Here is a 15865-nt window from a genome sequence, read left to right as displayed (position 1 = left end):
TCACCATGGGTAAAGGATGTTAAAAAGTGTTCACCATGTCCCCGAACACCTGTCTACCATGTCCCCGGACTGTACACCCTCAAGGGAGAGGGGGTTGCCTGTGCTGACATCATTTGTGGGGAGAGGAAATGGTCCGGCATGTGATGTATCCCCGCTCTTTTTTTAACCTGGCAAAGCTGACAAATAATCTGGCAGATGCAGGCAAACGCTTTTCTCATGGGCCTGTCAGGATAAGGCTGTCACAACACAATAAACACAACAAGATGAGGTCTACGATGGGAAGCAATTCTTCTTTTTCTGCCCGTAGAACGGCACTGGCCATGGCCGTTGCGCTGTGTTGCGCCTGGCAATCCCCTGTTTTCGCCCACGGCAGTGAGGCGCATATGGTCCCGATGGACAAAACGCTACAGGACTTCGGCGCGGACGTTCAGTGGGATGATTACGCACAGATGTTTACCATTGCGAAAGACGGTGCCTTTGTGAAGGTCAAACCGGGTGCCAAAACCGCCATCGTCAACGGCAAAACCCTCAAGCTTGAGGTGCCGGTGGTGATGAAAGGAAAGAAAGCCTTTATTTCAGACAGCTTCATCAACGATGTTTTCCAGTCCGGTCTTGACCAGACCTTCCAGGTTGAAAAAAGCCCTCACCCGTTAAACGCCCTAACGGCGGACGAAATTAAGCAGGCCGTTGAAATTGCGAAAACCTCAGCGGATTTTAAACCCAATACCCGCTTTACCCAGATTGCCCTCGCTGAGCCAGAGAAAGCCAAAGTGTGGGACTTTGTGCTTAACGGCACGCCAGTGGATGCCCCCCGCCAGGCGAAGATCGTGATGCTGGATGGAAAGCACGTTATCGAAAGCGTGGTGGATCTGAAGGATAAAAAAATCCTGCGCTGGGAACCGGTGAAAGACGCGCACGGTATGGTGCTGCTGGATGATTTCACCGCGGTGCAGCAGATCATCAACGAGAGCACCGAGTTTGCTGAGGTGCTGAAAAAACACGGCATTACCGACACCAAAAAAGTGATCACCACGCCGCTTACCGTGGGCTATTTCGACGGTAAAGACGGTCTGAAGCAGGAAGATCGCCTGCTGAAAGTGGTGAGCTATCTCGATGTCGGCGACGGCAACTACTGGGCGCACCCGATTGAGAACCTGGTGGCCGTGGTGGATCTTGAGCAGAAAAAAATCCAGAAAATAGAAGAAGGCGCCGTAATCCCGGTGCCCATGACCCCGCGCCCCTATGATGGCCGCGACCGGGTAGAGACGCCGAAAAAGCCGCTCGACATTACTGAACCGGAAGGCAAAAACTACACCATTACCGGCGACAGGGTTCACTGGCAGAACTGGGATTTCCACCTGAGCCTCGACTCCCGCGTCGGCCCGATGATTTCGACCGTCACCTATAACGACAACGGCAAAAAGCGCCAGATTATGTATCAGGGCTCTCTGGGCGGGATGATCGTCCCGTATGGCGACCCGGACGTGGGCTGGTACTTTAAAGCCTATCTCGACTCCGGCGACTACGGTATGGGCACCCTGACCTCTCCGCTGGTGCGCGGGAAAGACGTCCCATCCAACGCTGTGATGCTCAATGAAACCATCCCGGATTACACCGGCGCGCCGATGGAGATCCCACGCGCGATCGCCATTTTCGAACGCTACGCCGGGCCGGAATATAAGCATCAGGAGATGGGCCAGCCTAACGTCAGCACCGAGCGCCGCGAGCTGGTGGTGCGCTGGGTGAGCACCGTTGGCAACTACGATTACATCTTCGACTGGGTGTTCCATGAAAATGGCACCATCGGCATTGACGCAGGCGCGACAGGAATCGAAGCAGTGAAAGGCGTGCAGGCGAAAACCATGCACGATGCCACCGCCAAAGACGACACCCGTTACGGCACGCTGATCGATCACAACATCGTGGGCACCACGCACCAGCACATCTATAACTTCCGCCTGGATATGGATGTGGATGGCATCAACAACAAGCTGGTGGCCATGGATCCGGAAGTGAAACCGAATACCGCCGGCGGCCCGCGCACCAGCACCATGCAGATCAATCAGTATGATATTGATACCGAGCAGCAGGCGGCGCAGAAATTCGATCCAGGCACCATTCGCCTGCTGAGCAACACCCGCAAAGAGAACCGCATGGGCAACCCGGTCTCGTATCAGATCATCCCTTACGCGGGCGGTACGCACCCGGTGGCGACCGGCGCGAAGTTTGCCCCGGACGAGTGGATTTACCATCGCCTGAGCTTTATGGATAAACAGCTGTGGGTGACCCGCTACCACCCGGATGAGCTCTACCCGGAAGGAAAATTCCCTAACCGCTCGATCCACGACACGGGCCTGGGACAGTACAGCAAAGATAACGAGTCGCTCAACGACCAGGATGACGTGGTCTGGATGACCACCGGCACCACCCACGTGGCGCGCGCAGAGGAGTGGCCGATCATGCCGACGGAATGGGTTCATACCCTGCTTAAACCGTGGAACTTCTTCGACGAGACGCCAACGCTCGGCAAGAAAAAAGACAATAAATAACTCCCCCGCCGGGCAATTGCCCGGCTTTTTTTTGCCGCAACATTTGAGGATCGTCCAGGCTTGCTTATAGTTACTGATATCTCAGCCGCATGATTTATCCCCCGGACGGGAAAGGATTTTATGGAAAAAAGAAAAAAACCGCCCCTCGAACGGGCGACCTGGCCGACACGCCATGCCATGGTCATGCATGGCCTGGCGAAAAACCTGCCGTGGCTGGCCTTCGTCAACGTCAGTTTCGCGGTAATGATCCTGCTGCGACACGTCCTGCTTAAGCCCGGCGATCCCCTTTATCCGACCTCTCCGCATCTGACAAAAATGGTCGATGCCTCAATGCTCGGCATTATTATCCTCTCTGCGGCACTGGTCCTGATGGCATGGCGACGTATCGCCGGTATCAGCGTGGTGCTGTTTTTCTGTAGCGCCATCTGGTCAGTCGCCTGTTTCTGGTTTGTGACCCAGCTGCTGCTGCCCCATGTCTGGCCGCTGTGCGTCATTCTATTACTCGCCGGTTTGACGGCGCTCTACTTTTACCCCGAGGGGTTGCTCGCCTTTGAACTTCCGCTCTGGATCACCCTGCTGATTGCTAGCTGGAGGCTCAATGACGGTCTCAACCTTCACTTCGTCATCATCTGGAGCGTGTTTACACTGATCCTGATCTGCGGGCGTTTCATCCTGTTGAGCTGGTTTGACGAAGCCTGGCGACGCAACCAGCAAAATCAGCTGCTGATTTCCCGGCTGGACGCACTGGCGCATCAGGATCCGTTAACCAAAACCGCCAACCGCCGGAAAATGGAAGTGGTGCTGGAAAACGCCGTTGAGCAGAAAAAAACCTTCTCGGTGATCATGCTGGATATCGACTATTTCAAGCGCTACAACGATACCTACGGGCACCAGGCGGGTGACGAATGTCTGACGCGCGTAGCGCGGGTGCTGAAGCAGTCGGTGCGCACCCCGGAAGATGTGGTGTCACGCTACGGTGGCGAAGAGTTTCTGGTGATTCTGTTTAATTGCCCTGAAGCCATCGCGGAAAAGGTTGCCCTGCGTATTCAGGACGGCCTGCGCGCAGAGGCCATCCCGCACGGTGCCTCAGCGGTCAGCGACCATGTCACGGTGAGCATGGGGATTACGAGTATGGCGGAGGGGCTAGCCGGCACCGAAATCATCGCCCGCGCCGACGCGGCACTGTACCGGGCGAAAGAGGCCGGGCGGGATCGGTGGTCACGGTGATAAAGCCCGGTGCGGCCTGATGCCCTCACCCTGACCCTCTCCCACGGGAGAGGGAACAAACACTAAAAAGGCAACCTCCCGGTTGCCTTTTGCTTTTACTAGTAGCGCACGCACACCGATTTGGTTTCACACCAGCCGTCCAGCCAGTCCGGGCCAAAGTCGCGTCCAGTGCCGGACTGCTTCATCCCGCCGAACGGCAGGTTGGCGTCAATCAGCGTGTGGCTGTTTACCCAAACGGTGCCCGCCTGCAGCCTGTCGGTATACTCCAGCGCCTTGCTGATATTCTGCGTCCAGACGCTGGCCGTCAGGCCATATTCGGTGTCGTTTGCCAGCTGGAGCGCCTCTTCCCCGTCGGAGACGCGCACCAGGTTGACCACCGGGCCGAACACCTCTTCGCGGGTCAAGCGCAGCCCGGCGTCCGGGTTTACCACCAGCGTAGGCGAAACGTAATAGCCTTTGCCTTCCGGGCCTCGGTTGCCGACGATCAGCTCCGCCTGGCGAGTTTTCACTTCATCAAGGAAGGTTTGCACCTTGTCGCAATGCGCGCGCGACACCAGCGGGTTGATAAACGCCTCCGGCGACATGCCCGGCCCAACGCTCAGGGATTTCACCGCCTGCTCAAAACCGCTGACCAGCGTGTCGAAGAGCGGCGCCTCAATGTAGATACGGGAACTTGCCGCGCAGACCTGCCCCTGGTTCAGGAAGCTGCCGGTCATCAGGCCTTCGATCACCCAGGCCGGGTCGGCATCCTTCAGCACAATGGCCGGGTTTTTGCCCCCCAGTTCCAGCGTCACCCCGGTTAGCGTGTCCGCCGCCGTGCGGGCAATCTGCTTGCCGGTCGCCGTTGAGCCAGTGAAACTGACCTTGGCAATATGCGGATGCGCGGTCAGCGCTGCGCCACACACCGCGCCGCTGCCGGTTACCACATTGAATACCCCGTCCGGGATCCCCGCTTCGCTGGCCAGTTCCGCCACGCGCAGCATGGTCAGCGGCGTGGTTTCCGACGGTTTAATGACGATAGAGCAACCCGCCGCCAGAGCAGGCATCACCTTCCACATCCCGATCATCAGTGGGAAGTTCCACGGGACAATCCCGGCCACCACGCCAACCGGCTCTTTGCGCGTCCACGCCTGGTAGCGTGCGCCCTGCGGCAGCGGAATGGAGAGGTCGAGGGTTTTCCCCGCAATTTTAGTGGTCAGCCCGGCGGTATAGCGCATCCAGTTGAGGGTACAGCCGACTTCAAAGGCGCGGGAAATGTTGATGGACTTGCCCTGCTCCAGCGTTTCAAGCTGGGCCAGCTCCTCGCTGTGCTGTTCCACCAGATCGGCGAAATGGAGCAGGATCCGCTCGCGCTCCGCCGGTAATTTTCCGGCCCAGCTGCGGGCGACAAAGGCGCGCCAGCCGGACATCACGGCGCGGTCAACGTCATCGACGCTGGCATCGGCAGTCGAGGCTATCACCTCGCCCGTGGCCGGGTTATAGACATTGAGCCGTTTTTCACTGTCCGACGCGGCCTGACGCCCTTCAATCCACAGGCCATGATGTCGGTCTAAAAATTGCTGCACGGCAGGCTGAATAGCCACCTGTGATTCAGACATAGGATACTCCTTCGTTATTATTCGCAGGGTGTTTATCCAGTCTAAGAGGGGTTTCGCATTCCCGCTTTTGTCTCTGTGACATTCGCTTTGCCACCTGTGACAGGCTCCGCAAATCGTGATAATTCCGTCTTATAGCGCTGTCCCCGGTGAGTGTTCTTTCCTATAGTCAGCCTCAGAGCTCTGACAAAATGCAACACAAATGCAACAATGCGTAAACGTTGACGGTGCAGTGAGAAAAACGATGGCGTGTGCAAGCGAGCAGGAACAGTATCAGCAGTGGCTGGCGCAAATTAACCAGGTTTGCGGGCGTTTCAACGCGCGTCCTCTGGAGGGAAAATTCTTCGGTGAACTGGAGACCAGCTATGCGCGCAGCCTGAAGCTCAGTACCGTGACCGCTGGCGGCGTTACCCTGTTCCGCTCCCGCCAGGAGATTAAAGACAGTAACGATGCCTGGTTCTATACCGTGTTTCAGCTTGAAGGCAGCGCGCAAATCGAGCAGGACGATCGCCGCTCTGTGCTGAGAACCGGGGATATTACGCTGATTGACGCATCGCGCCCGTGCTCAATTCACTGGCAGGAAAAATCCCGCCAGATTTCGCTGCTGGTGCCCCGTCAGATCATTGAGCAGCAGTGCCGGTTTCAGGAGATCAGCTGCGCGCTGACGCTCTCCCGTTCGTTGCCGACGGTACAGTTAAGCCATCGTCTGTTGATGGAGAGTATGTGTAATGCCGACCTGAGCGACCGGGAAAGTGAAGCGGCGCTTGAAGCGATGGTATGCCTGCTGCGCCCCGCATTCCAGCAGCGCGAGTTGATTCAGCCGCGTAAGGAACGCCAGTTCCGGCAGGTGGTGGCGCTGATCGACGACAACATTCAGTCTGACTCTCTGCGTCCGGAATGGATTGCCGCCGAAAGCGGAATGTCCGTGCGCAGCCTCTACCGAATGTTTGCCGAGAAAGGGCTGGTGGTGGCGCAGTACATTAAAAACCGTCGTCTGGATCTCTGCGCGCAGGTGCTACGCTCCGCCGGAGATGATGAAAAGCTGGCGGGAATTGGCTACAGCTGGGGGTTCACCGACCATAGCCATTTTTCAACGGCCTTTAAGCAGCGTTTTGGCGTCTCACCGGGTGAATACCGCAGGCGCTACCGTTAGTTACTTTCTGAGCCACTTTCCGTTAATGCCCTTCACGTACTCGCCCGGCTGCGCGCGGGCAACCAGCTTTTGACCTGCCATTTTCGCCACTTCATCCACCGGCAGATTGTTGCTGTCCGCCAGTTTCTGGTAGTTTTCCGTGCGCGCCGCGTTGATGCGGCTGACCAGTGCCAAAGTTTCCGCGTCCTGTTGAATCGGGGCCAGATAGCCGCTGAGGGTTTCCCCCACCCGGCCCTGCGCCCGGGCGTCGTTCAGGGTCAGCGCCGCCGCCTGCACGTTCATCCCTAATGCCAGTAAAATCAGAGCTAATCGTTTCATAGCATCCTCAGAACAGATCGCTGCGCGATTTCAGCAGATTTTCAACGTCTTTATCGACTTTTATATGGATCTCATGTTCGATTTTGACGTTCATATTGATGGTAATCGGCTCTTTTGGCGCGGCGACTTCAATACGCGGCGTACAGCCAGTCAGTAGCGCGGCAGCGGCAACGGTGAGCACACCAGCCCTCGTTTTCATTGTTGTTCCTCACTTTCCTTGCCAGTCGAACTGCGGGGCGCAGGTATCGCCGTATGTTGCTCAAACCAGGTTTGCAGGTTGTCGCCAAAACGCAGGCTGCGCCAGAGGGTAAAGACATTCTCGTCATGGGTATAGTTCAGATTGACGGAGCTGCTTTTGCCCTCCACGCGGCTGGTCCCCTTGATGGTCGCCTGCATGGTTAATTCACCCAGGTTATCTAAATTGATTCTCGTCCACGAACGTGAAATTTCCATATAGCGGAGCCAGTTAATCGCGGCACCCGCCACCATATTATCTTTAACGATGGCGTCTGCCGTATCTTTGTCGATGCGCAGCGTCATGGGTCCCGGGTTGGTCAGCCAGCCATCTTTAATGATCCACTTTTCATTGTCCAGCCAGAACGGCAGCGCTCCGCTGACCGGGCCAGACATGGCAAACTGTTTCGGATTGACGGCACTAATCAGCTCGCTGGAGGAGATATTGTCCACACGCAGCAGGGCCGGATCGTGCTGCGGCATCCGCAACTGCTGCATAGTGATCTTCCCGCCGAGGGTTTCCACCTTCACGTTGGTGAGCAGCAGCGGATTGTCCTCGGTCCAGGGATAGTCCCCCTGCAAATCCGCGGTGATGTTGCGCGCGGTTACCAGATTTTCCACTTCGGCAATGCGCAACGTCACCGGTCCGCGGGTTCCCAACGACCAGGTCCCTTCGCTGAAGCGGAATGGCAGTACAAAATCGACGCCGTTAATCTGGTTATCCGGCATCCAGGCGCTGCCGGACTTCAGTACGCCGTGCCCGCCGGCCTCAAAACCCTGATCGGCCGCCGCCGAGAAGGCAACCTGGGCATAGAGCTCCCCGTCGCGCAGGGTCATTTTCCAGTCTGGCGGGATCAGCGGCTGGAAGACGGTGAGCGACTGTTTTGGCCACCAGGCCTGCCCGCGAAGACGCTCCCCGTCCCAGCGGCCGTTGACCTGTACCGGACCGATGTTGTCCGCACGAAGATCGCCTTTGAACTGGAAAATCGTCGGATCGGTACCGTCGACGCTGAAGGTCAGAACCGACGGCGGCAACACGCTGCCGCCGGAGAAACGGGTCTGTCCGGCATTGAGCGACAACGCGCCGCTGAAGGTCGGTTTTTCGGGGTCACGGAACCAGCGCACCGGTTGGTCCAGCACCATGCGTGGCTTGCTGACCTCCATCGTGCCGTACTGAAGCTTGTCAAAACCGGTGGAGAGCGCCGTCAGTTCGATAAGGTTGTCGCGCCACTCGCCTTTCCCGGCGACATCCCAGCGGGCATGCATCGGCGTAAAGCCGCCTTTCCCCCAGTAGCGCCACTGCCACAGGCCATTGTCAGGTAAAAAGTCGTTTGCCTGACCGTCGAGGTGGAGCTCAAAATCCCCCATTTCGTTTTCATGGGCGCGCAGAATAGCCTGTAAACGGCCGTCCACGCCCTTTTGCATGAGCTTCACGCCCGCCAGCGGCCAGCGGATTTCATCGATATCGAGCGAGTCAATGATGCGCCCGCGCGAGCGGAGCAGCGCGCCAGGCTCAAAGGCGAGCTGCGGTTCATACAGGCTGCCGGTCAGTTTTGCCGGCAGCCGGGCGTAAAGAATAAGATCGTTCTGTTTCGCCTCACCGCTCAGGTGCAGCGGCATGTCGCTGTTTTCCATGCTGAGCCTGCCGGGCCCAATATTCAGTACCGCGTTGCCTTTCCCGGCGTCGCCGTGGGTCAGCACATTCAGTCGACCGGTCAGGGTGGCCTTCTCCAGCCCCTGCTGCCAGTTGTCGGCACGAAGCGAAACGCGTCCGCTCAGCGGCATGCCGGAGAGCGCCCAGTTCCAGCGTCCGTCGCTGATGTTCAGCTGCTCCGCGGTGATCTGCCACGGCAGGTCAAGGAGCGGTTCGGGATTGTCCCGTGCCATCACCACCAGTTGCCCCTGATTGTCTTCCCAGTCCAGATCGGCATCGACCAGGGACGTTAGCTGTGGCACGTTAAAGGTCGCCACCGCGTGGCCCTTCACCGGCACGCCATCCGGCACCAGTGGCAGCGTGAACTCGCCCACCAGCTTAACGGGCTGCGGCTGGTCAGGAAGCTGCACATCGAACTGGGTAACGGAGAGCGTCTGCCCGCGAAGTGTCCCCTTAATGCTGACCTGCTCGCCTTTATAGGCGATCTCCTGTCTTGCCGGGGTCAGCGATGCGTTAAGTTCCCCCTGCCACTGCTGCCAGGGTGAAAGCGTCAGACGGTGAACGGTAAGCCAGGTATTCGGTAATACCGCCTGCCACTGGGCCAGCGTTTTCGGGGCAACCGTTGACGGCGCGGACTGGGGAATCTTGCTCAGACAGACGGCGTTGAGATCGAGCGTGCCGATATCCAGCTTCCAGCGGCTGGGATGTGACAGCGTCACGTTATCGATGCGGGCTATCTCGCAATCTTCCACCAGATAGCGGAGGTCGGGGATCACCAGCGCATGACGAGTGAGCTTCGGGCTCTCTTCGAACGCGATACGCGTCCCGACGGGCAGCCAGATCCCGGCGAGCGTCGGTACCCACTGGGCGAGCGTCATCAGCAGCGTCAGCGGCAACAATATGAACAGCAGTAAAAGCGCAAGTGCGGCTTTGTATTTACCCTTCATGGGCAGTTAATATCCTGATTTAGCGAAAGAATTAAGCCGGCAGTGCCGATCATTGTCGCATGTTTGGCGGTTGAGTTGAAGTTAACGCCAAGAATAAGGATAGATGCTAAAAATATTATGCGGAAATTTTGCTATGCGTAACCTGAAGATCAGACTTTAGATTCAGTGGGTTACGCAGAATTACAGAAGTAATAATTGGACTGAGCTGCAAAACTAATACCTGTTCCGGGGTATTGCAAACAGGTAAAGCATTGCGAATATCAATGATCCCCAATACACCGAGTCGTAACGCCAGGGATCAAAATCAATATGCAAAAATCCACTCACAAATGCATAGCCGTTGGCAAAAACGTTAATTTGAATGGCTGCAATAGCTATCACAAACAGCATATAAGCAATGAACAACGGATATTTGCGGAGCCTGTTAACCTTCAGTTTCCCGAGATGCAATAAGAAGAAAATTACAATAGATACAATGAAATAGCACAAAGCAGGTAGAATGGGCGGGGTTAAAGACAACTCGAACTGTTGCGACATAATTAATTCTCTTTTGCTATCTGGTACATCTGCCAACCAGTGACGCTTCCACTAGTCAAATCCAGAGCCAACGCTGTTTTAGAAGCTTCTTGCCATCCTCTGATGTAGTCAGATTTGATGTTGCGAAACAAACTCCAGGATTTTTCTCTGGGAGCTTTTCAATCTCAACAACTTTGGCTTCGAAATGACTTTTATCCCGATTATGGTTGTACATTCGGACTCCCTGTCATGTTTAATCGATACTGATAATACTAACTTTTATGTTATTACTTTCAAACAGCTACATCATTCCCACAACTCAGCGTACTCACGTTTCAGGGAATGGTATACCGCTTACGTCTCCTTGCATTAACACTAACAGACATGACTCTGGTACAACTATCGCAAAAGAAATCGTTGGACATGAATATCATGGAGTTAGGGTGCATATATGCTCTAGAATGATTAACAGAACTTATTGAATTAAATAATATTTTAGAAATTGTAAGATAATTTTAATCATGCTAACGTGAATGCAAAATCACTGGAGAAAGTCTTATGAAACTCGCGGTATATAGCACAAAGCAGTACGACAAAAAGTATCTGCAACATGTTAACGAGGCTTACGGGTTTGAGCTTGAATTTTTCGACTTTCTGCTGTCCGAAAAAACCGCCAAAACGGCGCACGGGTGTGAAGGTGTCTGCATTTTTGTCAACGATGACGGCAGTCGTCCGGTGCTGGAGGAGTTGAAAAAACAGGGGGTGAAATACATCGCCCTGCGCTGTGCGGGCTTTAATAATGTGGATCTCGATGCCGCCAAAGAGCTGGGTCTGAAGGTGGTTCGCGTGCCGGCGTACTCCCCGGAAGCGGTGGCGGAACATGCGATTGGCATGATGATGTCCCTCAACCGTCGTATTCACCGCGCTTATCAGCGTACCCGTGACGCCAACTTCTCGCTGGAAGGCCTGACCGGCTTTACCATGTACGGCAAAACCGCTGGCGTGATCGGGACCGGTAAAATTGGCGTCGCCGCCCTGCGCATTCTGAAAGGCTTTGGCATGCGTCTGCTGGCGTTTGATCCGTACCCAAGCGCGGCCGCGCTGGATCTGGGCGTGGAGTACGTTGACCTGCCAACCCTGTTCTCGCAGTCTGACGTCATCTCCCTGCACTGCCCGCTGACGCCGGAAAACTACCACCTGCTTAACCAGGCGGCATTCGACCAGATGAAAGACGGCGTAATGATCATCAACACCAGCCGCGGCGGGCTGATTGACTCTCAGGCCGCTATCGAAGCGCTGAAAACCCAGAAAATTGGCGCACTGGGGATGGACGTTTATGAGAACGAACGCGATCTGTTCTTTGAAGACAAGTCGAATGACGTGATCCAGGACGACGTCTTCCGTCGCCTCTCCGCCTGCCATAACGTGCTGTTTACCGGACACCAGGCGTTTCTGACCGCCGAAGCGCTGATCAGCATCTCGGAAACGACGCTCGGTAATTTGCAGCAGCTGGAAAAAGGTGAAACCTGCCCTAACGAACTGGCTTAAATCTCACGCCGGGTGGCGTCTACACTTCACCCGGCACGTTCGTTTCCCAGCTACGGTGGGCAAAACGCCACCACAGCAGTACGCCCACCAGCGCAATCGCGCTTAATACACTGAATGCCGTCGCAAACGAGTAATGCCCGGCGATCGTACCGGTTAATGCCGGACTCATGGATGCCCCCACACCCTGCATCAACATCACGACACTCTGCCCGGCATTGACGTGCCCGCTTCCGCGCAGCAGCACCACGATAAACGACGGTACCACGACCCCCAAAATGCCGGCGGCCAGACCGTCGAGAATTTGTACCGGGATCATCATGAACGGTGCGTCCGTACTTGCCGCCAGCGCCGCGCGTACCGGCATCACCAACAGCGCCAGCATAATTAACCGCCAGTAGCCGTAGTGTTCTATCCGGCGTGCGACCCAGATGGCGACGGGGATCATCACGGCCTGTGAGATGATGACGGTACCCGCCGCATACAAACCGGGGTTGATCGAGGCGGGTGCCGCTGCAACCCGCATGCTCAGCATCGGCAGCAGCGCGGCATTCGCCAGGTGGAACAGCAGAAGCGTCAGTCCGGTCACAAACAGCGCCCGGTTTTTCATCAGCACCGCAAAGCCGGGAACCGGCACGCTCGCTGAAGATGCCAGCCCCCGCGCGGCATTGTTGTCGATATCGCCGTTGCGAATGGCCAGCAGCGCACAGAGCGTGAGCAGCGTTGTACAGGTCATCAGCAGGAAAATCCCGCCGACGCCCCAGTACCAGGCAATGCCGCCTGCCATCAGTGCGGTGACAAAGTTGCCGCCGTGATTGAACGCTTCATTTCTGCCCATCTGAGCGCTGAAGCCGTTCTGGCCGGTCAGCCCCAGCGTAATGCCGGTGATCAACGGCCCGACAAATGCCGCACAAATACCGGTGATAATTTGCGAAACGGCGACCACGCTGCTCTGTTGGCTAAACCAGAGCAGAAGCGTGCTCAGGGTGATCAACAGGCAGAGCAGCGCCAGCACGGCACGTTTGTTCCTGGAAGTGTCAGTAATAAATCCTGCCGGTAGCGTGGCCAGTAATCCTGCCAGCCCACCGGCCGTCATCAGTATGCCGATATTGTCCGGGGACCAGTGACGCTCGGTCAGAAAAATACCGAGAAATGGCCCGAGGCCATCGCGAACATCCGCAATAAAAAAACTGGTCAGGCATAATGCCCGCAGCGAACGAAGAGACATACTTCCTGCCTTTGTCTGTTATCGCCTGAAAAAATGAAAATGTAGTATAGCGGGTATTTTTGACAATCAGCGTCACGCGGGTTGTTCAATACTATCAATTCATTGTATGGCCCAGGCTATACGCACTTAATACCGCTGCGTTTAAATTTAAGTCCGCAATGGCAGACGGTTTCCCGAGTAAGTACCCCTGCACTTCATCGCACTTATTTTTCATGAGGAAAGTGAGCTGTTCGAGAGTTTCCACCCCTTCTGCGGTGATCTCCATCGAATAGGCCTTGCCCAGATCGATTATTTTCTCAACGACAGCCTGGTTCTGCGGTGAATCGCCTAACGTAAAAATAAAGCTTTTATCGAGCTTGAGCCCATCAAACTGAAACTTCCGTAGATAGCTCAGCGAGGCATAGCCGGTACCGAAATCATCAATTAAAATGCGAACGCCCATTTTTTTGAGGGCCTTCATGGTCTGCAGGGTTTTTTCTGGATCGGAAAGCGTGACATTCTCCGTCACTTCGATTTCCAGCCGCTGGGCTTCGAGCCCGGTGTCATGAAGAATATCTTTAATCCTTTCGGCGAGATCGCTTGCCTGGAATTCAATCGCAGAAATATTGACCGATACCGATAATCCTGGCAAGAACGCTTGCGCATCCAGACACGCTTTGCGAATAACCCAGTTGCTGAGACTAATAATAAGCCCGGTTTCTTCAGCCAGCGGGATAAACTGATCGGGCATCATGTTTCCGCGCTCCGGGTGCTGCCAACGAACCAGGGCTTCCACGGCCTCAATTTTAGAATATCGGAGGTTATAACGCGGCTGATATACCAGAGAGAGCTGGTCCTCGCGAATCGCAGTTCTGAGCTCTAATTCCAGTTTTCTGCGTTCAGTCAGCTTTTCCGACATATCCGGGCGATAATAAACCCACCGGTTTCTACCCGATTGTTTCGCCTGATAAAGGGCAATATCCGCAAAGCGTAAAAGATCGTTTGCGCTGCTGCTGTCCTGTGGCGCCATTGCGATCCCCATACTGACGCCTATTGCCACATCGTTGCCATCAATGGTGAAAGGACGGTTGAGTTCTTCCACGATACGTTGACACACCTCTTCGATCTGCTCTTTTTGACTGATGTTGCCGAGGAGCAGCATAAATTCATCGCCCCCCTGTCGGGCGACAAAATCCCCGCCACGAACACAATGTTTAAGACGCGAGGCGACCTCGCCAAGCAGGGCATCCCCCGTGGAGTGGCCAAAAATATCATTGACGGGTTTAAACTTGTCTAAATCCAGGCAAATCATGGCGAAGGGGTAATTATTAACGCCTTCTTTCGCTAACTGGCCCGCCAGAAACTCCTTAATATGGTACCGGTTCGGGAGGCCTGTTAATTCATCATGCCGTGACAGGAACTCCACGCGTTTTGTGGCCTCTACTTCCAGAGAAACGTCGGTTGCCGCGCCGCGCAATACAACAGTGCCATCCGGCTGAGTCGAAAATTTAGCCAGCAGCGTGCAATACGCGGTGGCATGTTGATAGTTCGTATAAGGGCAGTTCTTAAATTCGAAGCGCCCTGTTAACGCAGGGCCCGTTACAGGCTTATTAAAACTGCCTCTGGTCGAAGGAAAGAGTTCATCCAACCGGCGACCGATCCATTGACTCTGATCGTATCCTGTGACGGTGGAAAAACGGCCGGACAGCCATGTTATTTTTAACGATAAATCGGTTTCCCAGAACCAGTCGCTGGTGGTTTCACTGACGTCCCGGAAGCGTTTTTCGCTCGTGATAAGATTCAGTCTTGCCTGTTCAAGCAGAAACGTATTTTCGTCATGCATTCTCGCCTTGTGCATAATATGGCGCATGAGGATGACCATCATCGAAATTGTCAAAAGTACTGACAGGATCATTAACGGCAGAAAATAGATGATCAACGCCTGACCGGGGTTTTCACTGTCCCAGATAATGTCCACATCACCATTTTGGGTGCGCAGAGTAAATGCCGTCTGGTTATTTGCCTGAGCATTCTCTTTATTAAGGGAAGCGCGTACATTATTTATTCCGGCATCCTGCCCAATCGTCAGCAGTTTTTTAGCCGTTAATTTATCAATAAAGACCATGACTGACGGCTTACCCGGTGAGGGTTGTACACTCGGATCATCGCCCGTTGTTATCCATTCGGCTGAAACAATGGCGGGGACGGAATGGATAAGCGTGAGCATGGAGATCGGTAATCCATTTTTCAGGCTAAGCTCATGGAGTAAACGCGCTTTCGTGGGTTTATCTAACCAGCTTTCCAGTTCTTCACGTTTCAGTTTCCCGTCAAGCACGCTGTAACGCGTGGTCCCTTCCGCTGAGATAACAAACACCCCTTCATAACCAAAATTGTCGTACAGGGACTTACCCAGATTCTGCTTATCCCATGCCCAGTGAAGGTCAATTTTCTGATGAAGATATTTATAAACATCGCCCCACTCGGCATTGTCTTTAAGATGACTTCGCATGCTTTCCTGGCGAGTCTCTAACGCTTTTTTTAATAAAAATTCATCGTGTTGGTCGCTGATTTGGTTAACATTGTTTTTTATTATTAGCAAGGAAACGATTGCCGCAATGAAAATACTTATCAATAACGTGACGACATAGGTAAAGGTTTTATTTATCAGCCTTTTAGAATGTTCGGTATCCGTAAAGCCAGGAGTGTTCAGAGGTAGGGTCATCATTCGCCTTCTTAACTGCTCTTACGTCATTTTTTATGCCATCTTCGGTTATCGGCATAAAACAAGAAAATTTTAGCGTTAAAACATGACATTAAAGAATATTTGTTTTCCCTAATCCAGATCAAATGATTAATCATTAACTATTTTGAAAACTCTACACTATTTATAAAACATGCCGTGCAGAATAACTTTATCTCG

10 protein-coding genes are annotated in these 15865 nt (G+C 54.5%); 4 read left to right on the top strand and 6 right to left on the bottom strand.

Features of this window, described 5'->3' with window-relative positions; translation table 11 throughout:
* The first annotated feature begins 275 nt into the window (after nucleotides 1–275).
* A complete protein-coding gene (gene tynA, locus GM298_RS14565) occupies nucleotides 276–2549 on the top strand; it encodes a primary-amine oxidase (RefSeq protein WP_266154346.1) in 2274 nt (757 codons plus the stop codon).
* Nucleotides 2550–2669: 120 nt separating this feature from the next.
* Nucleotides 2670–3776: a GGDEF domain-containing protein gene (locus tag GM298_RS14560; RefSeq protein WP_126801160.1), complete on the top strand. Its 1107-nt coding sequence runs from the start codon at nucleotides 2670–2672 to the stop codon at nucleotides 3774–3776.
* Nucleotides 3777–3874: 98 nt separating this feature from the next.
* On the opposite strand, the gene GM298_RS14555 is transcribed toward GM298_RS14560, so the two are convergent.
* Complete coding sequence (locus GM298_RS14555; RefSeq protein WP_266154345.1) at nucleotides 3875–5374, bottom strand: aldehyde dehydrogenase family protein; 1500 nt, start codon at nucleotides 5372–5374, stop codon at nucleotides 3875–3877.
* A gap of 241 nt (nucleotides 5375–5615) precedes the next feature.
* Here GM298_RS14555 and feaR point away from each other — a divergent pair, with 241 nt between their 5' ends.
* Nucleotides 5616–6524 (top strand): transcriptional regulator FeaR, encoded by a 909-nt coding sequence (feaR, locus tag GM298_RS14550; protein ID WP_045286523.1) that lies wholly within the window; start codon nucleotides 5616–5618, stop codon nucleotides 6522–6524.
* Here feaR and GM298_RS14545 read toward each other — a convergent pair whose 3' ends face one another.
* The 3 genes from GM298_RS14545 to GM298_RS14535 are packed head-to-tail and all read right to left on the bottom strand — an operon-like array spanning nucleotide 6525 to nucleotide 9677.
* On the bottom strand, nucleotides 6525–6842 hold the full coding sequence (locus GM298_RS14545; RefSeq protein ID WP_059385317.1) for a YdbL family protein: 318 nt from the start codon (nucleotides 6840–6842) through the stop codon (nucleotides 6525–6527).
* 7 nt (nucleotides 6843–6849) lie between these two features.
* Nucleotides 6850–7041, bottom strand: a complete 192-nt coding sequence (locus GM298_RS14540; RefSeq protein WP_025757982.1) for a YnbE family lipoprotein — start codon at nucleotides 7039–7041, stop codon at nucleotides 6850–6852.
* Nucleotides 7038–9677 (bottom strand): YdbH family protein, encoded by a 2640-nt coding sequence (locus GM298_RS14535; protein WP_266154343.1) that lies wholly within the window; start codon nucleotides 9675–9677, stop codon nucleotides 7038–7040. Before GM298_RS14535 ends, GM298_RS14540 begins: the two co-directional genes overlap by 4 nt.
* A gap of 1074 nt (nucleotides 9678–10751) precedes the next feature.
* Between GM298_RS14535 and GM298_RS14530 the strand changes: the two genes are divergently transcribed.
* The gene (locus GM298_RS14530; RefSeq protein WP_126801162.1) at nucleotides 10752–11741 is read left to right on the top strand and encodes a 2-hydroxyacid dehydrogenase; all 990 of its coding nucleotides are present in this window, start codon (nucleotides 10752–10754) and stop codon (nucleotides 11739–11741) included.
* 19 nt (nucleotides 11742–11760) lie between these two features.
* On the opposite strand, the gene GM298_RS14525 is transcribed toward GM298_RS14530, so the two are convergent.
* The gene (locus GM298_RS14525; protein ID WP_045286520.1) at nucleotides 11761–12966 is read right to left on the bottom strand and encodes an MFS transporter; all 1206 of its coding nucleotides are present in this window, start codon (nucleotides 12964–12966) and stop codon (nucleotides 11761–11763) included.
* A 94-nt stretch (nucleotides 12967–13060) separates the two neighbouring features.
* Entirely contained in the window at nucleotides 13061–15667 is a 2607-nt protein-coding gene (locus GM298_RS14520; RefSeq protein ID WP_416347237.1) for an EAL domain-containing protein, read from the bottom strand.
* Nucleotides 15668–15865 lie beyond the last annotated feature (198 nt).

The organism is Enterobacter sp. HSTU-ASh6, from assembly GCF_026319105.1.
Classification (GTDB): domain Bacteria; phylum Pseudomonadota; class Gammaproteobacteria; order Enterobacterales; family Enterobacteriaceae; genus Enterobacter; species Enterobacter sichuanensis.
This window is presented reverse-complemented; position numbering and strand designations above follow the sequence as displayed.